This is a genomic window from Micromonospora sp. WMMD730 (assembly GCF_049178955.1).
In the GTDB taxonomy this organism is placed as follows: Bacteria; Actinomycetota; Actinomycetes; order Mycobacteriales; family Micromonosporaceae; genus Micromonospora; species Micromonospora wenchangensis.
In genome coordinates this window covers 5,396,788-5,418,593 of record NZ_JBMHML010000002.1, presented here as the reverse complement: position 1 = coordinate 5,418,593, position 21,806 = coordinate 5,396,788, and the positions used below count along the sequence as shown (strand labels likewise).

Here is a 21,806-nt window from a genome sequence, read left to right as displayed (position 1 = left end):
GAGGACCAGCGATGAACATCGGCGTCGTGATCCGTCGGGTACGCGCCCACAGCGGGCAGTTCCTGCTGCTGGCCGCGTTGACCCTGGTGATCGCCCTGCTGGTCGGCGGGGTGCCGAGGGTGGCCAACCGGCTGGCCGACCAGGGGCTGCGGGAACACCTCGCCGCCGAGCCCGGTGCCCGCCGCGACCTGACCTACACCACCCGACCCGTCGTCGGCGCGCCACCGGCCAGCAGCCGGCGTTCGCCCTGGCCTGGGCCCCGATCGGGTGGACCGTGGCGGGGCTGCTGCTGGCCGCGCTGGCCGGCAGCGCGGCGATGGCCGCCGGGCTGCGGCAGCGGGTCGCCGCCGCCCGGCTGCGCACCGGGGGAGACCGGTGAGGACCACGACGACCGGACCGCTGCACCACGGGGAGGACCAGCGATGAACATCGGCGTCGTGATCCGTCGGGTACGCGCCCACAGCGGGCAGTTCCTGCTGCTGGCCGCGTTGACCCTGGTGATCGCCCTGCTGGTCGGCGGGGTGCCGAGGGTGGCCAACCGGCTGGCCGACCAGGGGCTGCGGGAACACCTCGCCGCCGAGCCCGGTGCCCGCCGCGACCTGACCTACACCACCCGACCCGTCGTCGGCGCGCCACCGGCCAGCAGCCGGGCCGCCGACCTCGACACGTTCCAGCAGCGGATGCCCGCCGACGTGCGCGCCGCCGTGGCGCACCGCTGGTACGCCGCGCAGACCCCCGGCGACCTGGTCACCGGCCCCGACCTGGCCCGGGGCAACTACCTGGTGGAGTTGGGCCTGCGGGCCGCCCCCGGCATCGAGACGACCGGCACCCTGGTGCAGGGACGCTGGCCGGCCGTCCCGCCCGACGACGACGCCCCGGTGCAGGTCGCCCTCGACGCCGACGTCGCCGGCCGGTTCGGGCTGCGCGTCGGCAGCCGGCTCCGCCTCGCCGCCCCCGACCCGCAACACCCGTCGACCCCGCTGACCGTGGTCGGGACGTTCCGCCCCGTCGACCCCGCCGACGGAAGCTGGGACGCCCTGCCGTCGCTGCTTCAGGTCGGTGAGCCGGAGGGCGACGGTCAACCGTTCATCCTGGTCGGGGCGGTCGCCGTCGCCGCCCTGGACCGGCTGGCCGGGCAGGGGCGGCCGATCTCCTTCACCTGGCGCTACCGGCTCGGCGCGGACGGCATCGACGTGCGGCGCGTCGACCAGCTCGTCGACGGGGTGCAACGGCTGGCGCGGGCCAGCACCGCCACCGACACCGAGTTGACCCAGGGCGTCGACGTCCCGCTGCGCGAGTTCAGCCGGGCGGTCACCTCGGCGCGTACCCTGCTCGCCGTCATCGCCGCCGGGGTGCTGGCGACGCTGGCCGGGCTGGTCGTGCTGGCCGCCGCGCTGGCCGTACGCCGCCGCCGCGCCGAGTTCGTGCTGATCCGTGCCCGGGGCGGCGGGACCACCACCGGACTGCGGCGCAGCCTCGCCGAGTCGCTGCTGGTCGTCCCGCCCGCCGCCGGGCTCGGCTGGCTGCTCGGTGGCCTGCTGCCCGGTGCGCCCGGCGGCACCGGGCCGCTCGCCGTGGGTGCGACTGTCCTGGTCACCCTGGCGCTGCCGGTGGCGACGCTGGCCGTACCGTCCGGGGTGGTCGGGCGGCGGGACCTGGGCCGGCTGCGGCCGTCCGCCCGACGGGCCACCACCGAGGCCGCGCTGGTGCTGCTGGCCGGGCTGGCGGTGGTGCTGCTGCGGCGGCGCGGCCTCACCCCCGGCACGGTGGACCCGCTGCTGGTGTCGGTGCCGGCGCTGGTCGCTATCGCCGCGTCGGTGCTGGCGCTGCGGCTGTACCCGTGGCCCGTGCGGCTGGCCGGGCGGCTCGCCGCGCGTACCCGGGGAAGTGTCGCCTTCCTCGGCACGGCCCGCGCCGGCCGGGCGGCGGCGGCCACCCCGCTGGTCGTGGTGGTGCTCGCGGTCGCCACCGCCGCGTTCTGCGCGGTGGTCGCCACCGGCATCGAGGACACCCGCGACGACGTCGCCACCCGGGCGGTGCCGGCGGACGCGCTGATCCGGGGCGACCGGCTCGCCCCCGACACCGGGCCGGCGCTGGAGCGGCTGCCCGGGGTGCGGGCCGCCACCGGACTGGTCGACGAGTCGGCGCAGCGGCTGGCCACCGACGCCGCCGGCACCGACGCCCGGCTGCGCGACACCAGCGTGCTGCTGGTCGACGGCCCCGGCCTGGCCCGCACGGCGCGGGCCGCCGGCCGGGACGTCCCGGTGCCCGGCCCGCTACGCGACGCCCGGCCGGGCGACGGCCCGCTGCCGGCGGTGGTCTCCCCGGCGGTCGCCGCCGACCTCGCCGACGCCGGCCTGCGGTCCGCCTTCGTCACCGTGCAGGGCCAGCGGTACGAGTTCACCCCCGCCGACACCGTCGCCGACTTCCCGCTGGCCCGGCCGAACACCAGCCGGTACGTGGTGCTGCCCTGGCAGGCGCTGCCCCGGCGGGACGGCCCGCCGGTGCCCACCGGGTTCCTGGTGGCCGGCGACCGGCTCGACGCCGGGGCGCTGCGTCAGGCCGGGGACGAGGGTCAGCAGCGCTACCAGACCGGCGGCGCGGTGACCGGCCGGGAACGGCCCCGGGGCGTGGCGGTGCAGACCTGGTCACAGACCCGGCTGCGGCTGGGCGGCGGGGGCGCCAACGGGCTGCTGGCGTTCGGGTTCACCACCGGTGCGGTGGCCGGTGGGGTGCTGGCGCTGCTCGCGGTCGCCTTCACCGTGCTGGCCGGGGCCCGCGCCCGGGGCGAGGTGCTGTCCCGGCTGCGCACCCTCGGGCTGTCCCGCCGGCAGTGGCGGGGGCTGCTGCTGGTGGAGCTGGCCCCACTGGTCGGGGTGGCGGTGCTGACCGGCGCACTGGTCGGGGTGCTGCTGCCGCTGCTGCTCACCCCGCTGCTCGGTCTCGCCGCGTTCACCAACGGCACGCCGGTGCGGGTGGGGTTCGCCCCCGGTCCGGTCGCCGCCACGGTCGGGCTCGGCGCGGTCGCGCTGGGCTTCGCCCTGGCGGTGGAGGCCCTGAACAACCGTCGGATGCGCCTCGGCGAGGTGCTCCGGCTCGGAGAGGAGAGCTGAGATGACCACGACCGCCCCGAACCCCGTCGTCCCGGACCTGGCAGACCTGCAACGCCGGGCGGCACAGCGGGCGGCCGAACGGGCCGGCGGGCAGGACCGGCTGCGCGGGCACATCGTCTGCGACGGGCTGGTCCGGATCTTCAAGACCGAGGGGGTCGAGGTGGTCGCCCTCCAGGGACTCGACCTGGTGATCGACCGGGGTGAGCTGGTGGCGATCGTCGGGGCCTCCGGCTCGGGCAAGTCGACCCTGCTCAACATCCTCTCCGGGCTGGACACCCCGACCGCCGGCATCGCCCGGGTCGCCGAGTACGACCTGCTGTCGATGTCGGCCCGCCGCCGGCTGGCCTACCGGCGACGCACCGTCGGGTTCGTCTGGCAGCAGACCAGCCGGAACCTGCTGCCGTACCTGACCGCGCGGGAGAACGTGGAACTGCCGATGCGGCTGGCCCGGCGCGGCGGTGGCGCACGGGCCCGCCGGCAGCGCGCCGACGAACTGCTGGCACTGGTCGGGGTGGGGTACTGCGCGGACCGGCGACCCGGCCAGCTCAGCGGCGGCGAACAGCAGCGCTGCGCGGTGGCGGTGGCGGTCGCCAACGACCCGGAGGTGCTCTTCGCCGACGAGCCGACCGGGGAGCTGGACGAGGCGACCGGCGCGGAGGTCTTCGCGGCGCTGCGCACCATCAACGCCGAACTGGGGGTGACCGTGGTGGTGGTCACCCACGATCACGCCGTCGCCGACCAGGTCCGCCGCACCGTCGCGATCCGCGACGGCCGGACCGCCTCCGAGGTACGCCGCACCGCCCGCGTCGGCGTCGACGGCAGCACCGAACTGGTCAGCGAGGAGTACGCGGTGCTGGACCGGACCGGCCGGATGCAGCTACCGGCGCCCTTCGTGGAGGCGCTGGCCCTGCGCGACCGGGTCCGCCTCGACCTCGCCCCGGACCACGTGCAGGTCCGCCCCGGCGACCGGACGCCGCAACCGAACGGGAGTGACGCATGAGCGAGCAGGTTTCCGTCCGGGCCGCCGACCCGGTCACCGACGAGGTGGTCCGGGTCGAGCAGGTGAGCCGGACGTTCGGCCGGGGACGGCATGCCGTGCACGCCGTCCGCGAGGTCTCCTTCACCGCCGCCCGGGGCGAACTGGTGGCGGTGCGGGGACGTTCCGGCGCCGGCAAGACCACCCTGCTCAACCTGGTCGGCGGGCTGGACCGACCGGACGCCGGCCGGGTGCGGGTGGCCGGGCACGACGTCACCGCCGCCGGTGAGGCCGAGCTGCTGCGGCTGCGCCGGGGCACCGTCGGTTTCGTGTTCCAGACCTTCGGACTGGTGCCGATCCTGTCGGCGGCGGAGAACGTCGGGGTGCCGCTGCGGCTGGCCCGGGTCCCGGCGGCGGAGCGCGAGGAACGGGTGGCGGTGCTGCTGGAACTGGTGGGTCTGGGCGCGCACGCCCGACAGCGCCCCTACGAGCTGTCCGGCGGGCAGCAGCAGCGGGTCGCGGTGGCCCGCGCCCTGGCCAACGAACCCGACCTGCTGATCGCCGACGAGCCGACCGGCCAGCTCGACTCCGAGACCGGCCGGGCGATCATGGACCTGCTCCGCGCGGTGGTGCACGCCCGGGGGATGACCGCGCTGGTCGCCACCCACGATCCGGCGCTGATCGAGGTGGCCGACCGGACGCTGACCCTGCGCGACGGCCGCCTGGCCGACGACTGACGCGCCCGGCTGACCCGCGCCCGCCCGCCCCGCGCCCGCCCCGTCAGAGGGGGAGTTTCATGCCCTCGTGGCTGGCGACGAAGCCGAGGCGTCGGTAGAACCGGTGCGCGTCGGCGCGGGACTTGTCGGTGGTGAGCTGCACCAACCCGCAGCCCCGCCGCCGGGCCTGGTCGATCGCCCAGGTCATCATCGCCTCGCCCACCCCCTGCCCGCGCAGGTCGGCGCGGACCCGGACCGCCTCGACCAGCGCCCGTTGCGCGCCGTGCCGGCCCAGCCCCGGGATGTAGGTCAGCTGGAAGCAGCCGACCACCTCCCCGTCCCGTTCGGCCACCAGCTGCTGGTTGCGCGGGTCGGCGGTGATGTCGGCGAAGGCCCGCTCGTACGCCTCGTCCACCGTGGCGTGCTCGCGCGTGCGGCCGAGCACGTCGTCGGCGAGCAGGGTCAGGATGGCGGGCAGGTCGGCCCGGACCGCCTCGCGGAGGGTCACGTCGGTCATGACCGGCAGCCTGTCACAGCACCCCGCCCGGTCGCCGGGCGCAGGTGGGTGTCGCGGCCTGCGGTCGGTCGTCGGACGCCCGCCGGGCGGCGGTGGCGGCCGGGGTGCAGCATGGTGCGACATGGAGCTGTTGCTGCTGCCGTTCCGGTGGGTCTACCGGGGCCTGGTGTACTTCGCCAACTCGCCCCGGACACTGATCACGTCGTACCTGCTGATGATCGTGGTGGCCGGGGTGATCTACGGCCAGGTGGAGCACCGCAGCGCCGCCGACGCCGTCTGGTGGGCGGTGGTCACCGCCTCCACCGTCGGGTACGGCGACATCTCGCCGACCACCTGGGCGGGACGGGCCCTCGCCGCGTTGCTGATCTCCACCATGGTGCTGCTGGTCATCCCCCTGATCACCGCGCACTTCGCCAGTCGGCTCATCGTCGACGACGACGCGTTCGAGCACGTCGAGCAGGAGGAGCTGAAGAACGACGTGCGGCGGATGCGGGCGCTGCTGGAGGAGTTGGCCGCCCGGCAGGGCATCGTGCTGCCGGAACCGCCGCCACCACCGGCCCCACCGGACCACGCGACCCTCGTCCGGCAACGGCTGCGCGGACGCCGCAACCGCCGCTGACCCACCGACGGCGGCCGCTCGGGCCGGTGCGGCGACAGCCGCCCGGTGGGGGAGTCCCGTGGCCCGGTGGCGGTTGCCGCCCCGGTCAGCGGGCGGGGCAGCGCAGCCCCTCCCGGGGCACGGTGAGCGAGATCAGGTAGGCGTCCACCGCCTCGGTGATGCAGGAGGTCTGCGGGTAGGCGGTGTGCCCCTCGCCCTCCCAGGTGAGCACCCGCCCGACCCCCAGCATGTCGGCCAGCCGGGCGGTCTGCTCGTACGGGGTGGCCGGGTCACCGGTGGTGCCCACCACCACGATCGGCGGCGCGCCGTCGGCCCGGCCGGTCGGATACGGGTCCCGCCCGCCCGGCCACTCGACACACCCGAACATGCCCACCGCCAGGGCCGGCCCGAACAGCGGATACTTCTGCCGCCACTCGGACTGCAACCGGCGGATCTGGTCGACGCCGGGCTTCTCGGTCTCGTCGGCGCAGTTCACCGCCAGGTTGGCGTCGAAGAGGTTGGAGTAGTGCCCGTCCTCGCCCCGCCCGGCGTACGAGTCGGCGAGCTTGAACACGTCGGTCGGGTCACCCTCGTCGAGGCGGTCGATCGCGCGGGCCAGCTCCTCCCAGCCCGACTCGGTGTAGAGCGAGGAGATCACCGCGTAGAAGACCCACCCGGAGGTGGCCTCCCGGCCGTCGGCGCCGCGTACCGGGGAGACCTTCGCCTTGTCGATCGCCGAGGTGACCGCGCCCCGGGCGTCCGGGGCGATCGGGCAGCGTCCGGCGTTCGCCGCGCACCACCTGTCGAAGTTGTCGAACGCCCGCTCGAAGCCCCGGGCCTGGCTCTCCGAACCGGCCACCAGCTGCTGCCGGGGGTCGACCGCGCCGTCGAGCACCAGCGCCCGGACCCGCTGCGGGTAGAGCTGCGCGTAGGTCGCGCCGAGCAGGGTGCCGTAGGAGTAGCCGAGGTAGGTGAGCTTGTCGTCGCCGACGGCGGCCCGGACCGCGTCCATGTCCCGGGCGGCCTGCTCGGTGCCGTAGAGCGGGAGCTGGTCGCCGTACCGGTCGCCGCAGCCCCGGCCGATCCGCCGGTTGAGCGCCTGGTAGGCGTCGAACGACTGCTGGCTGCGCGGATCGGGGTCGTAGCCGAAGCTGGCGTCGAGGTCGGCGTCGGAGATGCACTTCACCGGGCTGGACCGGGACACCCCGCGCGGGTCGAAGCCGACGATGTCGAACCGGTCGGTCACCGCCGTGGGCAGCCCTCCGAACGACGGCCCGAACGACAGGTAGACGGCGGTGTCCACGCCGGACCCGCCCGGCCCGCCCGGGTTGATCACCAGGGAGCCGATCCGGTCCCGCTGCTTGCTGGAACGGGCCCGCAGCAGCGCGATCTCGAAGGTCTCGCCGCTGCCCGGCCCGGCGGTCGCCCCCGTGCCGGTGCCCCAGTTGCGCGGCACGGCGATCCGGGCGCACTCGTAACGCATGCCCGGTGCGCCCCGGCCGACCAGGTCCTGCGCGACCTCGGGGCAGGCCCGCCAGGTGGGCCCGGTGCCGGTTTGCGCCGCCGACGAGTCCTCGGTGCGCGGGGCGAACGCCGGCATGGTGCACCCGGTGACGAGCAGCGCGCCCGCGACGAAGCCGGCCAGGGCGAGCCGGAACCGGCGGTTGCGACGGGCGGTGCTGGTCACCGGCGGACCTCCATGATCGGGTAGCAGTCAGGCTACGCCGGGGTGCCGGCGGCCGGCGGCACGGTCGCCGTCGGATCGCCCCGGAGCACCTGGTCGACGTCGAAGCGCACCGGACGGTCGAGCTGGTCGTAGCGGCAGGACCGGGGATCGCGGTCCGGCCGCCAGCGGACGAACCGGGCGGTGTGCCGGAACCGGTCGCCCTCCATCGCGTCGTAGCCGACCTCCATCACCAGCTCGGGTCGCAGCGGGACCCAGTCGAGGTTCTTGTCGCCCGTCCACCGGCTGACCCCGCCCGGGATGCGCTGGCCGCGCTCGTGGTCGCCGTGCACCCACGGGTGGGCGTCGACATCCTCCCGGTAGGGGGCCAGCTCGTCGAGCAGCTCCTGCCGGCGGGCCATCGTGAACGAGGCGCTCACCCCGACGTGGTGCAGCACCCCGGCGTCGTCGTAGAGACCGAGCAGCAGCGAGCCGACCACCGGGCCCGACTTGTGCCAGCGGAACCCGGCCACCACCACGTCGGCCGTCCGGGCGTGCTTGACCTTGGCCATCAGCCGCTTGCCGGGCTGGTAGGGCAGGTCGGCCGGCTTGACGATCAACCCGTCCAGGCCGGCGCCCTCGAACACCTCGAACCAGCGCCGGGCGGTCTCCGGGTCGGTGGTGACCTGGGTGACGTGCACCGGCGGCCGGACCCCGGCCAGCGCCCGCACCAGGCGTTCCCGCCGGGCCGGGTAGGGCTCGTCGACCAGCAGCTCGTCGTCGAGGGCGAGCAGGTCGAAGGCGACGAGGTCGGCCGGGGTCGTCTCGGCGAGCAGGGCCACCCGGGAGGCGGCCGGATGGATCCGCTGGGCGAGCTGCTCGAAGTCGAGCCGGGGCTGACCGCCCGGACCGTCGCGCCGGATCACGATCAGCTCGCCGTCGACCGCGCACCGGGTGGGCAACTGCGCCCGGACCTGCGCCACCACCTCGGGAAAGTAACGGGTCATCGACTTGCCGCCCCGGCTGGCCAACTCGACCTCGTCGCCGTCGCGGAAGACGATGCAGCGGAAGCCGTCCCACTTGGGCTCGTAGGTCAGGCCGGGGTCGGTGGGCAGGCGGGCCACGCTCTTGGCCAGCATCGGCTCGACCGGGGGGTTGATCGGCAGGTCCACGGCGACAGTCAACCAGACGCCACCGACAGTGGTGAGGCAGATCACCGTCGGTGCCGGTCCGGCGTGTCCCCGCCCGTACCGTCCGTCCCCGCGGATACGGATCCCGTCCGCCCCGCTCGGAGCTAGCCTCGCCGGGTGGAGTGGCGGTGTGGTTGCTGTGGGCGCTGGCGGGTCACCGTCGAGCTGGTCCGGGGCCGGCACCGTTACCGGCTGGTGCACCGCTACCCGGACCGGTTCGGCGGCGGCAAGAACGTGCTCGGCGAGGTGGGCACGGTCGCCGAGCTGACCGACCTGCTCCACCGGCACACCCCGCTCGACCTGGCCGACCTGCGCGAGGCCGGCTGAGCCGCGCACCGGCCGAGGCCGCACCCGAACCGCACCCGGCCGGGGCTGCGTCCGGTCCCCGCGTCCGGCCGGAGCCGCGTCCCGGTGGGCGCACGGTCGGGAGGGCGACCGGTCGGGAGGACGACCGGAGGGTGGCCCGGGCACGATCGCTGCGGCAGGCTCGTCGGGGAACCGGGCGGCACGCGGGTGCCGGCGGTGGAACCACGGAGGCGGCATGCGGTTCGAGACGGCGACCGAGATCGACGCGGACATCGACACGGTGTGGGCGGTGCAGACCGACATCGAACGGTGGCCGGAGTGGACCGCCTCGGTCCGGACCGCCCGCCGGGGCGAGGCCGGGCCGCTGGTCCTCGGGTCCACCGCCCGGCTGGAACAGCCCCGGCTCCGCCCGACGTCCTGGCGGGTCACCGAGATCGACCCGCCCCGCTGCTTCGTCTGGGAATCGACCACCCCGGGGGTACGCAGCCGGGGCGAGCACCGGATCGTCGCGCTGCCCGCCGGCCGGGTCCGGGTGGAGCTGGCCCTGGAACTCACCGGCCCGCTCGCCGGGCCGGTGGGTTGGCTCGGCGGCCGGCTGGTGCGCCGCTACCTGCGGTTGGAGGCCGAGGGCCTGCGGCGGCGCTGCGAAGCCGGCTGAGCCCCGGCCGGGGTACGTGCGACCCGTCGGCGTCCCTCTCCACCACCGCGCGGGACGGCACCGGCCGACCGCCACCCGCCGCGCCCGCACCACCGGTCGGGTCGCCGGTCGACGGCACCGGCCCTAGGCTGACGGTGACCCTGGGAGGCGCGGTGTCCGAGTTGACGTACCCCGAGGTGGGGGCGACCCGGGGCGGGTCGCTGCCGGCGGGCTACCACCACCTGCGGCACCGGTGCGCGCTGCCGCCCGGCAGCTTCCCGGTCGCCGCCGAGGCCGTGTTGAGCTGGCGGTTGCACCGGGCAGCCGGGGTGCGGATGCGTACCGACGCGGTCCGGGCCGCGCCCGGCGTCCGGGTCACCCCGGGGCTCGGGGTGGGTCCGCTGCGGGTGTGGGGGCCGTGCGAGGTGGTCTGGGTGGTCGACAGCGACCGGGAGGCCGGCTTCGGCTACGGCACCCTGCCCGGCCATCCGGAACGCGGGGAGGAGGCGTTCCTGGTCCGCCGCGACGCCGACGGCGCGGTCAGCTTCGAGGTCACCGCGTTCAGCCGGCCGGACCGCTGGTTCATGACCGCCGCCGGGCCCGCCGGACGCGCCGTCCAGCACGGGTACGCCCGCTGGCTGGCCCACACCCTGCGCCGCCTCGTCCGCTGACCGATCCCACCCGGCACGGCCGCTCCGGCCGCCGGACTCGTGGCCAACGCGACGGGGCCGAAACAGCGGCATCCGCCCGCTGCGATACCGCAATCTCGGCGACACAGCCCCCGCCCCACCCCGGGCGTCAGAACCGGGCGAAGGAACGGATCGGCATCCGGGGGCCGAACCGGGGTGCCTGGATGCCGGCGGCGGCCAGCAGCAGGCAGACCCGCCCCCGGTGGCCGCGGAACGGGGCGAGCAGGTCGAGCATCCGGGCGTCGTCGCCGCGCGCCTCGCCGGCCAGCGCCCAGGCCACCGTGTTCGGCACGTGGTAGTCGCCGACGCTCACCGCGTCCGCATCGCCGTAGGCGACCCGGACCACCTCGGCGGCGGTCCACGGGCCGATGCCGGGGACGGCGGTGAGCCGCCGGGTCGCCTCGGCGCTGTCGACGCAGCGTTCCAGCCGGTCGGCCAGGGCAGCGGCCCGGCGCAGCGTCTCGGCCCGGCGCTGCTCCACGCCGAAGGGGTGGAACACCCAGTACGGGGCCGCCGCCACCCTCGCCGCGTCGGGCGGCAGCAGCAGCGGCTGGAACGGCCCCGGGGCGGGCTCGGCGAAGTGCCGCACGGTCGCCGCGTACGCCCGGTACGCCTCCGTGCCGGTGACCTTCTGTTCGAAGACGGCGCGCAGCACCCGGGGGAAGACCTGCCCGGTGGCGGGCATCCGCAGCCCCCGGTGCCGGGCGGCCAGCTCGGCCACCAGCGGGTGGGCGGCGGCCAGCTCGGCGAACCCGGTCAGGTCGTCACGCAGACCGGCGACGGCGTCGGCATGCTCGACCACCCAGTCGGCGCCCGGCCCGTGCCCCTCGGCCAGCAGCTCGCCCGCCTCCGGGCGCAGGGTCAGGGTGGCCGGACCGGCCGGGGTGCGGGTGGCCCACCAGAAGGTGCCGGCGACGATCCGCGCGCACGGGTCGTACGGGCTGAAGGTGAGGGCCCGGACCGAGGCGGTCAGCCGGTAGTCGGCCGGCGGTCGCAGCACCCGGCGTGCCGCCGGCTCGTCCCAGGTCACCCCGCCACTGTGCCATGGTCGCGGGGGACGGACGCCCCCGCCCCGTACCGCCGGGGAGGGTGACCGGGGCGGAAATGGACGACACCGCCGACGCCCTGCGCGTCGGCGGTGTCTCCATCCCGGAGCGGACCGGCCGCCCGAGCGGCCGTGGGTGCGGGGTTGGGGGGACCTTCGGTGGCGCGCGCCCGCTGGCGTGTGGCGCGTCCACCGCCCTGGTCCGTTCCGGGGGTCTGGTGGGGGAGGGTCCGGCGGATGGTTACCGCGACGCCGGCCCGACCAGGGGGCCGGCGTCGCGGCCCGGACCGTCCGACGCTGCCGGTTCGTCGACGGTCCTGATCGTGACGGTGGCCGGTCGCGCCCTCCCCGGCTGCGACCGGCCACCGTGTCCCGGCTGACGCAGGATCAGTAGGTGTAGTCCCCGCCGCTGTTCGAGCCGCCCGAGTCGCCGGCCGCCGGCGGGGCGACCGCCTTCGGGGTGCCGGTCGGCAGGCAGGTCAGGTTCTTCTTGCCGTTCGGGTCGACCACGAACCAGGTGCCACCGACGCCCTGGCCCTTCCACTGGCCCGGCTTCTTGTCACCGATGTAGCGGTAGACCGGCCAGCCGCCGATGGTGATCTGCCGGGTGCCGTCCTGGCGGGTGACGGTGCCGACCTTGTCGTCGGAGACGCCCTGCAACTGCGGGTTGCCGTCGGTCAGCGCGGGCGGCCAGACCTGCGCGCACTTGTCGACGCAGTTCGACGACGGCGGGTCGTCGGAGTCCTTGTCGAAGCGGTAGAGGATGAAGCCCTCCTGGTCCACCACGACCCGGCCCATCCGGGCGATCTTCTTGCCGACGAGTTCGTCGGTCAGTTGGACGTTGGCCGGCGGCGGCGCCTGGTCGGCGGCGGGGGCGCCGGAGGCGCCGGGAGAGGCCGAGGTGTCCGGCTCGACCGACGCGGTGGGTTCGGCCGCGGCGACGGCGACCGGCTCGGCGACGCTGGAGTTCGCTCCGTCGTAGCCTGCGGGCGCGCAGGCCGTAAGTGCGACCACCGCGCTCGCGACGATGACGGTCGTCCGCTTGATCTTTGCCACGTGCCCTCCTCATTCTTGGCGGTTCACCGAGTAGTACGGAGCGTCCACTGTCAAGGTTGAACGATCGACAGTGGGCCATTTCACGTCGTCGTCGTTGAACCGTTCCGGCCGGCCGTACGTGTGCGCGAGCAGAGGCACCCCCGCGCCCGGAAAGCCGAAACGGCGTCGGCCCACAACGGGCCGACGCCGTTTCCGACGGAAGGTGTCTCAGGGCACGACGGTGACCAGCGGGCTCGCCACGCCGTTGGCATCCACCGACTGCACCTGCAGCTTCGCGATCTCGCCGCGCGGCGCCGAGGTGGACGCCTCCAACTGGAGATCCTGCGGGTTGGCCGTGGTGCCGTAACCCGTCCCCGGCACCGCCCAGGTGGAGATCACCTCGGTGGTGTCGTTCTTGCGGACCACCACCAGCCGGCAGGTGCGCGGGCCGGGCAACCGGGTCAGGTTGAACCCGATCCAGGTGCCGTACTCCTTGCTGTCCAGCCACATCGTGGTCTTCACACCGGTGCTGCCGTCGGTGGCGTCGAACTGGTCGCCCTCGATCTCGGTGCCACCCACCGCCGGACCCGACCGGGTCGGCTGCGGGCTCGCCGGCCCGTCCACCGGGGCGGACCGGCTCGGCTCGGCGACCACCTGACCGTCACCGCCGACCGTACCGCCGAAGGTGGCGACGCCGATGCCGCTGAGCGCGCCGACCGCCACCACCGCGGCGGCCATCGTCAGCACCTGCCGGAACCGCGCCTTGCGCCGGTGGGTCCGGACCGCGACCAGGGTACGGTCCAGCAGCCGCGGATCCGTCGCGGTCTGCTCCATCGCCATCATCGTCTCGCCGTCGATGTCGGAGAGCAGCCCCACCACCGGGACCATCGTCTCCAACTCGGCGGCGCAGGCCCAGCAGGTGGCGAGGTGTTCCTCGAACCGTTCGGTGTCCTGCACGTCCAGGACGCCGAGCGCGTACGCGGCGACATCCATGTGGTCTGCCCGGCTCATTCCGTCACCCCCCTCTCCTGTAGGGCCGTGCGCAGCGCGCGCAGGGCGTAGTAGACCCGCGACTTGGCGGTGCCCAGCGGCAGGCCCAACTCCTCGGCCGCCTCCGGCACCGTCCGCCCGCGGAAGTACGTCGCCACCAGGATCTCCCGGTGCGACTGACTCAGCGTACGCAGTGCATCCGCCACCGTCATGGTGCGCAGCACCCGGTCGGTGCTGTCCGCCTCGGCGAACGCCGTCAGATCCCGGTCGTACGTCTCGGGTGGGCGGGCCTGCTCGCTGCGGTGCTCGTCGATGGCGATCCGCCGGGCCACCGTGACCAGCCAGGGCCGCAGCGAACCCTGGCCCTGCACGCCCAGCCGGTGCGCGTTGCGCCAGGCCCGCAGCAGCGTCTCCTGCACGATGTCCTCGGCGCGTTGCCGGTCACCACCGGTCAACCGCATCACGAACATCAGCAGCGGGCCGGCGTGCTCGGCGTAGAGCAGCCGGACCAGTTGGTCGGAGTGGCTCGCCTCGGGCGTCGTCGCCGGGGCCTGGTGCCGCCCGGGCGTCGATCGCGGGGTCACCGGGCCATTCTGGCGATCGGTGGGACCGGCGTCGACCCCCCGGCTGGACCTCGACGCACGCGACTGCGGCTGGGCCCGGGCGAACATCCACCCTGGCCTGGCCAGTTCACCGTGCAAGCCGGCCGCGACCGCACTCATCCAGACCTCCTGCTGTCCACCGACATCAGCGGGCCCACGGGGAGGGCGCCGACCGTTGATACGGACCGCTCTTCCCAGCGGATCAACGGCGGACCGAAAAAATTCCGGGCGGCGGCGGTAGCGAGTCGGTGGCGTCCGCGTCGGTGACCACGGCGGCACCGGCGACGAACCGGTCCAGCTCGGCGCCGGCCAGCACCCGCCCCGGGAACCAGTCCCCGGCCGCGCGCCGGGTCAGCTCCGGCACCGGCGGCTCGACCCGCCCGGCCACCAGCACCAGGTTGCCGTGCCGCCGCCCGCGCAGCACCGCCGCGTCGCCGACCAGGGCGGCCCGGGGCAGCACCTGACGGACCGTGGCCACCTGGGCACGGGTGTGCCGTAACGGCGGGCCGTCGGCCAGGTTCGCCAGGTACCAGCCGGCGGGCGCGAGCACCCGGGCCACCTGTGCTGCGTACTCCGCGCTGGTCAGGTGGGCCGGGGTGCGCGCACCGGCGAAGACGTCGGCGACCACCACGTCGTACGACGCGTCGCGGCTGGACTCCAGGGTGGCGCGGGCGTCGGCGACGCGTACCTTCAGCCTCGGGTCGGCCGGCCAGGGCAGCTCCCGCCGGACCAGCTCCACCAGCGCGCCGTCCACCTCGGCCACCCGCTGCGTCGACCCGGGCCGGGTCGCCTGGACGTACCGGGGCAGGGTCAGCGCGCCGCCGCCGAGGTGCAGCACCCGCAGCGGGGCACCGGTCGGGGCGATCAGGTCCAGCGCCGCGCCGAGCCGCCTGACGTACTCGAACTCCAGGTGCGTCGGGTCGGCCAGGTCCACATGCGACTGCGGCGCGTCGTCGAGCAGCAGCGTCCACGAGCGCGGCCGGTCCGGGTCCGGCACCAGCTCCGCCCGGCCGGTGGACACGTCCACCACGATCCGGTCGTCACCCCGACGGCGGCCCATCAGCGGGTCCCGCCGCTGCGGCTGGCCATCACCGGGTCCCGCCGGTGCGACTGGCCATGGTCAGTGCCCGGTGCAGCAGCCGCGCGTCGCCCAGCATCCCGCGCAGCCGCCGCTCCAACCCGGCGATCGGCACCAGGTTCTGCGGCGCGCGCGGGTCCTTGTACGGCGAGGACGCGAACCGGGGCAGGGTGACCAGCGACAGGTCGGCCAGCGCGACCGCGTCCTGCGGTTCGAGGTCCGGTGAGCACTCCAACCGGACGATCCCGGCCCAGGGCGCACCCACCGCCACCGGCAGCCGCAGGTACCACGACCAGCCACCCCAGGCGGTGCCCAGCCGGAACACCGGGGACCGCTGGCCGGAACCCAGCCCGGTGACCACGGCGGTGAGCCGGGCGTCGAGATACTGGCTGTGCTGCGTCTTGATGTAGCCCAGGGTGCGCGGCAACTGCCGGCGGGCCCGCAGCGGACCGTCCACCACCAGCAGGTCCCCGTCGGTGCGGGCCGCGTCGGACACGGCCACCTCCAGGGCGGTCAGCGGGGCCTGCACCGCCGCCGGCAGCTTGCTCAGCTCACCGGTGCCACCGACCCGGTGCACCGGGTAACGCACCTGCCCGCAGGTCACCTCCTGCGCCGACGGGCTCGCCGTGAACAGCCCCCGCCCCACCCGCGCGCCGGCCAGCTCCGCCGCGCCGCGCTCCAGGTCGCAGCGGACCACCCCGGCCGCGTACGAGGCGGCGATCCCCGGGTACGAGGCACCGTCCTCCTCGGCCGTCCACACGCTGGCGTCGATCCGGCGTACCCCGTCGACGAGCAGCACCACGTCCGGGGCGGCCACCCCGGAGCGGGGGCCGATCGCCCGCCAGTCCACCGCCGGCAGCTCCACGTCGGTGTCGACCTGGGTGCTGCTCGGTGCGACCGGCCCACCCGGGGTCGCCTCGAACGACGCCCCGTAGGACGGGTCCCAGGCGTCCACGAACAGCTGCGGCCCGGTCACGTCACCGCCCCACGAACCGACCTCGCGCTCACGGGGCCCGCCTTTCGTTCGCGGCTGCGGGGCTCCGCTGCGCTGCACTCCTCGCGCTCACCGGGCCCGCCTTTCGTTCGCGACTGCGGGGCTCCGCTGCGCTGCGCTCCTCGCGCTCACCGGCCGGTCCGTTCGACGTGGGCCGTGCGGGCGTCCTTGCGGACCTCGAAGCGCACCGGGATGCGCTCGGCCAGTGCCGGCACGTGGGTGACCACGCCGACCATCCGGTCGCCCCGGGCGGCCAGGCTCTCCAGGGTGGCGGCGACGATGTCCAGGGTGGCCGCGTCGAGGGTCCCGAACCCCTCGTCCAACACGATCGACTCCAGGCTGGCCGCCGTGGTGGACATCCCGGCGAGCTGCTCGGACAGCGCCAGCGCCAGGGCCAGCGACGCCTGGAACGTCTCCCCGCCGGACAGTGTCCGCACGCCCCGGCGCAGCCCCGCGTCGTGGTGGTCGACCACGAAGAACTCGCCCTTGTCGTGGACCAGGTCGTACTGCCCCTGGGACAGCTCCCGCAGGATCCGGGAAGCCCCGTCGACCAGCAGGTCCAGCGCCTCGGCCAGCAGCCACCGTTCGAAGTTGTTGGCCCGCAGGTGCCCGGCCAGCGCCCGCGCCGTGCGTGCCTGCCGCTCGTGCTCGGCGCGCTGTTCCCGCAGCTCGACTGCCTGCGCCCGGCGTTCGGTGATCCGCCGCAGGTCGGCCCCGGCCCGCTCGGCGGCCACCGCCACCGCCTGCGCCGGGTCGTCGGCGGGGGGCAGCCCGGCGGCGGTGAGCAGGCCACCGATGCGGTCCTCCACCGCCTCGGCGGCCGACTGCGCCTCGGTCACCGCGGCGACCAGCCCGTCCCGGTCGACCCGTCGCTGCCGGGCCTGCGCGCCGGCCCACCCCACCAGGGCGGTCCAGGCGGCGGCCACGTCGTCGCGGTCGGTGGCCGGCGGGCCGAACCGGGCCAGCCCGTCGCGGGTGGTGTCGAAGTCCCGCCAGGCGGCCCGCAGCCGCTCCTCGGCGGTGTCCGCCGCGCCCCGGGCCCGGCGGGCGGCGTCCCGGCCGGTGCGCACCGCCACCGCAGCCTCGTCGAGTGCCTGCCGCAGCCGGGCGTGCTCGGCGAGCTGGTCGCGCAACGCCGTCGGGGTGGCTGCCCCGGCGAGCTGACCGGCCAGCTCGGTCAGCCGGCCGTGCAACTGGTCGTGCTGGGCCCGCAGCCGCACCAGCGCCCGCTCCTGCTCCCGGGCCGCCGCGTCCCGCTCGTCGACCAGCGCCAGCGCGGCCTTGCTGGCCGCCCGCGCCGCCTTGCCGGCGGCGGTCGCCGCGGCCACCGCCGAGCCGGCCGGCACCGCCGGCACCCGGGGCACCTGCTGCTCGCAGACCGGGCAGGTCCCGCCGTCGGCCAGGTGCGCCCGCAACGCGACCGCCTGGTCGACGGTCTTGGCCTCCTCGTGTGCCCGGAACGCCGCCTCCAGCTCGGCCTCGGCCCGCGCCGCCGCCTCCCGGGCCGCGCCGAGCGCCGTCGCCGCCGCGTCGTGCCTGGCCTGCGCCGCGCCCAGCGCCGCCCGGACCGTGTCCGCCTCGCCGGTCAGCCGTTCCGCGTCGGCGTGCGCCCGCAGCAGCAGCCGCAGGGCGCTCTCGTCGCCCGCGCCGGCCAGCTCGCCGCGCAGCTTCTCCTCCTGCTCCTCGGCCAGCGCCACGGTGCGGGTCGCCGCGTCGACCGCCTCCCGCGCCGTGCTCACCGCGCGGGCCACCTCGGTCACCCCGGCCGGGGCGCGCACCCCGGCCAGCCCGGCCAGGTCGGCGTCGAGCGCGGCCAGCGCCGCCGTCGCCTCGCGCGCCGCCGTCCGGGCCAGCTCCCGCTCCGGTACGGCCGCCGCGACCGCCGCCGCCAGCTCCCGCACCCGGTCGACCCGGTCGGACGCGGCGGCAAACGTCTCGTCGTCGACGTCGGTCAACCCGGCGAGCATCCGGGCGACCGCCTCCAGCTTCGCCTCGGCCTGCCCGGCCCGTTCGGTGGCCCGCTTCTGCACGTTCTCGTAGACGCCGAGGCCGAGCAGGTTGACCAGGATCTGCTGCCGGGTGGCCGGCTTGGCGTGCAGGAAGTCGGCGAACTGCCCCTGCGGCAGCACCACGCAGGAGGTGAACTGCTCGTACGGCAGCCCGACCGCGTCCAGCACGGCCGGTTCCATCTCGGCCGGGGTGCCGGCCAGCACCTCGCCCAGGTCCTCCGGGCTGAGCCCGGTGTCGAGCTTGGTCACGTCGAACCCGGGGGGCATCAGTTGCAGCCCGGCGTTGGCGGTCTTGACCGCGCCCCGGCCGTCGCGGCGGACCACCCGGGTCGCCACGTACCTGTCGCCGGCCGACTCGAAGACCAGCCGGACCCGGGCCTCCACCGCCGACGGGGCGAGCGCGTTGGCCAGCCCCCGCGCCCCACCCCAGCGGGGCACCGCGCCGTAGAGGACGAAGCAGATCGCGTCCAGCACCGTCGACTTGCCCGAACCGGTCGGCCCGACCAGGGCGAAGAAGTCGGCGTCGGTGAAGTCGACGGTGGTCTCGTCGCGGAAGACGGTGAAGCCGGCCAGGTCCAGCCGCATCGGTCGCATCAGCGCTCCACCTCCTCCAGCAGCTCGTCGAAGAGGTCCCGGACCCCGTCGTCCTCGTGGCCCCGGCTGCCCAGGTAGTCGGCGAACAACTCCCGGGGCGAGCGGCCGGCCCGCTGGGCGACCCGGGTGCCGCTGCCCGGCGTGGGCAGCAGCTCCGGGTCGATCCGGATCTCCAGCGCGCGGGGGAACAGCTCCTGCACCTCCTCCCGCAGCCCGGCCCGGGGCTGTTCCCGGACGAACACCCGCAGCCAGCCCTGCGGCGGGTCGGCCTCGGCGAGCTGGGCGAGGGTGCCGCGGACCGTGTGCAGCGGCACCGCCGCCGCCACCGGCACCTCCCGGATCCGGGCGGCCGAGGTCGCGCCCACCTCGACCAGCGTCACCGAGCAGACGTTCTCCTGCTCGCCGAAGTCGACGGCGATCGGGCTGCCGCTGTAGCGGATCGGGCACGGCCCGATCACCCGCTGCGAGCGGTGCAGGTGCCCCAGCGCCACGTAGTGCGCGGTGCCGGGGAAGACCGACGCGGGCACCGCGTACCCGAGGACGGTGTGTGCGTCGCGTTCGCCGCCGCCGGTGCTCGCCCCCACGACGGTGAGGTGGGCGGTGACCAGGTGCACCCGGTCCGGCTCGGTGAACCCCTCGGTCAGCTTCTCCAGCACCCGGCCGAGGTGGTCGGCGTAGGTCTGGGTGGCCTCGGCGGCGGTCAGCTCGTACATCTCCACCGCGCGGACGGCGTACCGCTGGGACAGGAAGGGCAGCGCGGCGAGCTGCCAGCGTTCGCCCGCGGCGGTGACCCCGTCGACGACGTGCTCGGCCGGGTTGTCCCGGACCCCGCCGCGCAGGGTGATGCCGGCCGCCTCCGCCCAGGGGCGCAGCGCGTCGAGGGCGTTGCCGTTGTCGTGGTTGCCGCCGATCGCCACCACGTCGGCCCCGGTCCGCCGCAGCGCGGTCAACGCCCGGGTGACCAGCCGGGTCGCCTCCGGGCTGGGGGCGGCCGTGTCGTAGAGGTCACCGGCGACGATGACCAGGTCGGGGCGTTCGGCGTGGGCGATCTCGATCACCCCGGCGAGCACCTGCTTGTGCTCCTCGGCCCGGGACTGTCCCTTGAGCACCTTGCCGACGTGCCAGTCGGAGGTGTGCAGGATCTTCATGACGGCCGGCCCCCTAGAACGGAATGTCGTCGTCGACGCCGCCCGAGCCGACCACCGCGAACGGGTCGACCGAGCCGGTGATCGAGCGCAGCGTCTCCGACGGGGCCCGGCCGGCCTCGGACACCCGGGTCGCCCACGCCGGGAAGGGGAACTCCAGGCACAACGGGACCGGGATGTCGGGCTGGTTGACGAACATGGTGCCCGGCTTGGCCAGCAGGGCGCGTTGCCGCTGGGCCGGCGGCAGGAAGCCGTACTCCGGGCGGGACGCCTCGGCCGGGTCGAGCCGGCCGACCACCCGGATCGCCGAGTTGGTGACGATCCGCCGCTCCACTTCGCTGGCCGTCTGCTGCGCGCCGACCAGGATCACGCCGAGCGAGCGGCCCCGCTCGGCGATGTCGAGCAGCACCTCCTTGATCGGGGAGGAGCCCTCGCGGGGGGCGTACTTGTTCAGCTCGTCGAGGACGACGAAGAGCAGCGGCTTGGCGGTGCCGGCCTTCTCCTTGCGTTCGAACTCGCCGCGCAGCGTCACGCCGACCACGAAACGCTGCGCGCGGTCGGGCAGGTTGTGCAGGTCGACCACGGTGACCTGGGCGCTCTCGGCGGTGTTGATGGAGTGCGGGCGGCGGGTCGCCAGGTCGCCGCGGATCAGCCGGCCGAGGTCCTTCTTGCTGCCGATCAGCCGGCGGGCGAACGCGTTGACCGTGCCCAGGCCGACCGCGCTGCCGGCCCAGTCGCCCCGGGTCTCGTCGTCGTTGAGCTGCTCGACGATGTGGTCGACCAGGTCGGCGTAGGAGCCGAGGCGCACCCCGTCGACGCTGACCCCACCGTCGGCGGGCTGGGCGTAGCGGGCCAGGTGGGCGGTGACCGAGTGCACCACCATCGTGTACTGCTGACGTTCGTCGTCGGCGTCGGCGAAGACGTACGGCAGGAGGCGGTCGGCGCAGAACTCGCTCAGCGTCCAGTAGAAGGCGTCGACGCCGGTGAGCCGGCTGCTGACGTCGGGGGTGCCGGAGGCGTCGCCGACCCGGGGCGGGGCGTACACCCGGACGTCGGGGAACGCGCCGGCGGCCAGCCCCAGCCTGGCGTACGCGGCCCGGGTGGTGTCGTCGAGGCGGGCGTTGGGGTGGTCGAGGAAGAGCAGGTCCTCGCCCTTGACGTTGAAGATCAGCGCCTTGGCGTTGACCGCGTCGCCCCCGAGCACCCCGGAGCGGAACACCGAGTAGAGCAGGAAGGTGGCGAAGCTGGTCTTGGTGGCGACCCCGGAGATGCCGGAGATCGACACGTGTGCGCCCCGACTGCCGTCGAGGAAGTCGGCGTTGAGGTAGACCGGCACGCCGTCGCGGCCCATGCCCATCGGGATGCGCCGTTCCATCCGGTCGAAGTGCAGCGCGCGGGCGCGGGCGTCGCCCTCGGCCCGGTGCACGGTGGCGCCCGGCGCGGGCGGCACGTACAGCTCGGGGTCGACCCGGGTGGTGGTGATCTCGGCGGCCTCCTGCACCTGGGCCGGAAGGGTGCCGTCGGCGATGGCGAAGACGTCCGACTCGAACTGGGCGCCCTCGTGCCGGGCGCGGACCTGGGTGACCACCCCGGCGATGGTGACCGGCTCCCGGTCGGGCAGGTCGCGCCGGGTGACCACGACGTCGTCGAGCTGGAGGTAGCTGCCGGGGGAGACGGCCGTCCAGAACTGCAACGGGGTGGCGTCGGCGGTGCCGAGCACCCGGCCGACGGGCTCGCCGGGGCTGTCGATCCGGCCGTCGGTCCGGTCGTCGGTCATCCGCGGGCTCCGGTCAGCTGGTCGTCTCGGTCAGGGCGCACGCCCTGCATACTGCCCGAGGAGTGCGACAGGTTGCCACGCGACGCGGCGGACGCCACCGGCGGGCCGGCCGCGACGTCGGGCCGACCACCG

The 21,806-nt window shown here is 75.4% G+C and carries 19 protein-coding genes; 7 read left to right on the top strand and 12 right to left on the bottom strand.

Annotation, left to right across the window (positions count from 1 at the left end; all coding sequences use genetic code 11):
- Positions 1-11 precede the first annotated feature (11 nt).
- From ACN265_RS22890 to ACN265_RS22880, 3 genes are read left to right on the top strand one after another with little or no spacing between them, the layout of a single operon-like run.
- On the top strand, positions 12-3,113 hold the full coding sequence (locus ACN265_RS22890; protein ID WP_421409413.1) for an FtsX-like permease family protein: 3,102 nt from the start codon (positions 12-14) through the stop codon (positions 3,111-3,113).
- Position 3,114: 1 nt separating this feature from the next.
- Positions 3,115-4,113: an ABC transporter ATP-binding protein gene (locus ACN265_RS22885; protein ID WP_421409411.1), complete on the top strand. Its 999-nt coding sequence runs from the start codon at positions 3,115-3,117 to the stop codon at positions 4,111-4,113.
- A complete protein-coding gene (locus tag ACN265_RS22880; protein ID WP_204924015.1) occupies positions 4,110-4,826 on the top strand; it encodes an ABC transporter ATP-binding protein in 717 nt (238 codons plus the stop codon). The genes ACN265_RS22885 and ACN265_RS22880 overlap by 4 nt, the downstream gene beginning before the upstream one ends.
- A gap of 43 nt (positions 4,827-4,869) precedes the next feature.
- On the opposite strand, the gene ACN265_RS22875 is transcribed toward ACN265_RS22880, so the two are convergent.
- Positions 4,870-5,322, bottom strand: a complete 453-nt coding sequence (locus tag ACN265_RS22875) for a GNAT family N-acetyltransferase (protein ID WP_421409409.1) — start codon at positions 5,320-5,322, stop codon at positions 4,870-4,872.
- A gap of 121 nt (positions 5,323-5,443) precedes the next feature.
- Here ACN265_RS22875 and ACN265_RS22870 point away from each other — a divergent pair, with 121 nt between their 5' ends.
- Positions 5,444-5,941: a potassium channel family protein gene (locus ACN265_RS22870; RefSeq protein WP_357928182.1), complete on the top strand. Its 498-nt coding sequence runs from the start codon at positions 5,444-5,446 to the stop codon at positions 5,939-5,941.
- An 85-nt stretch (positions 5,942-6,026) separates the two neighbouring features.
- Here the strand turns inward: ACN265_RS22870 and ACN265_RS22865 are convergent, their stop codons facing one another.
- Both ACN265_RS22865 and ACN265_RS22860 read right to left on the bottom strand, forming a co-directional pair.
- Positions 6,027-7,607 carry an alpha/beta hydrolase gene (locus tag ACN265_RS22865; protein WP_420115460.1) on the bottom strand — a complete coding sequence of 527 codons (1,581 nt, stop codon included), beginning with the start codon at positions 7,605-7,607 and terminating at the stop codon, positions 6,027-6,029.
- Between the two features lie 32 nt (positions 7,608-7,639).
- Positions 7,640-8,755, bottom strand: a complete 1,116-nt coding sequence (locus ACN265_RS22860) for an ATP-dependent DNA ligase (protein ID WP_421409405.1) — start codon at positions 8,753-8,755, stop codon at positions 7,640-7,642.
- Between the two features lie 135 nt (positions 8,756-8,890).
- Here ACN265_RS22860 and ACN265_RS22855 point away from each other — a divergent pair, with 135 nt between their 5' ends.
- From ACN265_RS22855 to ACN265_RS22845, 3 genes are all read left to right on the top strand, one after another.
- On the top strand, positions 8,891-9,100 hold the full coding sequence (locus ACN265_RS22855) for a hypothetical protein (RefSeq protein ID WP_204924018.1): 210 nt from the start codon (positions 8,891-8,893) through the stop codon (positions 9,098-9,100).
- Positions 9,101-9,314: 214 nt separating this feature from the next.
- Complete coding sequence (locus tag ACN265_RS22850) at positions 9,315-9,737, top strand: SRPBCC family protein (protein ID WP_420115459.1); 423 nt, start codon at positions 9,315-9,317, stop codon at positions 9,735-9,737.
- A 152-nt stretch (positions 9,738-9,889) separates the two neighbouring features.
- Positions 9,890-10,387, top strand: coding sequence for a DUF1990 family protein (locus ACN265_RS22845; RefSeq protein WP_421409403.1), 498 nt, complete (start codon positions 9,890-9,892; stop codon positions 10,385-10,387).
- A 127-nt stretch (positions 10,388-10,514) separates the two neighbouring features.
- Here ACN265_RS22845 and ACN265_RS22840 read toward each other — a convergent pair whose 3' ends face one another.
- The 9 genes from ACN265_RS22840 to ACN265_RS22800 form a co-directional block, all read right to left on the bottom strand.
- Entirely contained in the window at positions 10,515-11,435 is a 921-nt protein-coding gene (locus tag ACN265_RS22840; RefSeq protein ID WP_421409402.1) for a DNA-3-methyladenine glycosylase family protein, read from the bottom strand.
- A 402-nt stretch (positions 11,436-11,837) separates the two neighbouring features.
- Positions 11,838-12,506 (bottom strand): hypothetical protein, encoded by a 669-nt coding sequence (locus tag ACN265_RS22835; protein WP_204924021.1) that lies wholly within the window; start codon positions 12,504-12,506, stop codon positions 11,838-11,840.
- Positions 12,507-12,713: 207 nt separating this feature from the next.
- A complete protein-coding gene (locus ACN265_RS22830) occupies positions 12,714-13,496 on the bottom strand; it encodes an anti-sigma factor family protein (protein ID WP_204924022.1) in 783 nt (260 codons plus the stop codon).
- Complete coding sequence (locus tag ACN265_RS22825; protein ID WP_088645463.1) at positions 13,493-14,197, bottom strand: sigma-70 family RNA polymerase sigma factor; 705 nt, start codon at positions 14,195-14,197, stop codon at positions 13,493-13,495. Before ACN265_RS22825 ends, ACN265_RS22830 begins: the two co-directional genes overlap by 4 nt.
- A gap of 82 nt (positions 14,198-14,279) precedes the next feature.
- Positions 14,280-15,137: a spermidine synthase gene (locus ACN265_RS22820; RefSeq protein WP_420116188.1), complete on the bottom strand. Its 858-nt coding sequence runs from the start codon at positions 15,135-15,137 to the stop codon at positions 14,280-14,282.
- A gap of 28 nt (positions 15,138-15,165) precedes the next feature.
- Positions 15,166-16,131 (bottom strand): hypothetical protein, encoded by a 966-nt coding sequence (locus ACN265_RS22815; protein WP_357928173.1) that lies wholly within the window; start codon positions 16,129-16,131, stop codon positions 15,166-15,168.
- 146 nt (positions 16,132-16,277) lie between these two features.
- Positions 16,278-18,752 carry an AAA family ATPase gene (locus ACN265_RS22810; protein WP_421409398.1) on the bottom strand — a complete coding sequence of 825 codons (2,475 nt, stop codon included), beginning with the start codon at positions 18,750-18,752 and terminating at the stop codon, positions 16,278-16,280.
- Positions 18,752-19,900, bottom strand: a complete 1,149-nt coding sequence (locus tag ACN265_RS22805) for an exonuclease SbcCD subunit D (protein WP_204924026.1) — start codon at positions 19,898-19,900, stop codon at positions 18,752-18,754. The genes ACN265_RS22810 and ACN265_RS22805 overlap by 1 nt, the downstream gene beginning before the upstream one ends.
- A 13-nt stretch (positions 19,901-19,913) precedes the next feature.
- The gene (locus ACN265_RS22800) at positions 19,914-21,674 is read right to left on the bottom strand and encodes an ATP-binding protein (RefSeq protein WP_204924027.1); all 1,761 of its coding nucleotides are present in this window, start codon (positions 21,672-21,674) and stop codon (positions 19,914-19,916) included.
- Positions 21,675-21,806 lie beyond the last annotated feature (132 nt).

Bases quoted from the DNA above. Each gene is read 5' to 3' on its own strand.
- ACN265_RS22890 (WP_421409413.1), top strand. From the start codon at position 12: ATGAACATCGGCGTCGTGATCCGTCGGGTACGCGCCCACAGCGGGCAG.
- ACN265_RS22885 (WP_421409411.1), top strand. From the start codon at position 3,115: ATGACCACGACCGCCCCGAACCCCGTCGTCCCGGACCTGGCAGACCTG.
- ACN265_RS22880 (WP_204924015.1), top strand. From the start codon at position 4,110: ATGAGCGAGCAGGTTTCCGTCCGGGCCGCCGACCCGGTCACCGACGAG.
- ACN265_RS22875 (WP_421409409.1), bottom strand. From the start codon at position 5,322: ATGACCGACGTGACCCTCCGCGAGGCGGTCCGGGCCGACCTGCCCGCC.
- ACN265_RS22870 (WP_357928182.1), top strand. From the start codon at position 5,444: ATGGAGCTGTTGCTGCTGCCGTTCCGGTGGGTCTACCGGGGCCTGGTG.
- ACN265_RS22850 (WP_420115459.1), top strand. From the start codon at position 9,315: ATGCGGTTCGAGACGGCGACCGAGATCGACGCGGACATCGACACGGTG.
- ACN265_RS22830 (WP_204924022.1), bottom strand. From the start codon at position 13,496: ATGAGCCGGGCAGACCACATGGATGTCGCCGCGTACGCGCTCGGCGTC.
- ACN265_RS22825 (WP_088645463.1), bottom strand. From the start codon at position 14,197: ATGAGTGCGGTCGCGGCCGGCTTGCACGGTGAACTGGCCAGGCCAGGG.
- ACN265_RS22820 (WP_420116188.1), bottom strand. From the start codon at position 15,137: ATGGGCCGCCGTCGGGGTGACGACCGGATCGTGGTGGACGTGTCCACC.
- ACN265_RS22810 (WP_421409398.1), bottom strand. From the start codon at position 18,752: ATGCGACCGATGCGGCTGGACCTGGCCGGCTTCACCGTCTTCCGCGAC.
- ACN265_RS22805 (WP_204924026.1), bottom strand. From the start codon at position 19,900: ATGAAGATCCTGCACACCTCCGACTGGCACGTCGGCAAGGTGCTCAAG.
- ACN265_RS22800 (WP_204924027.1), bottom strand. From the start codon at position 21,674: ATGACCGACGACCGGACCGACGGCCGGATCGACAGCCCCGGCGAGCCC.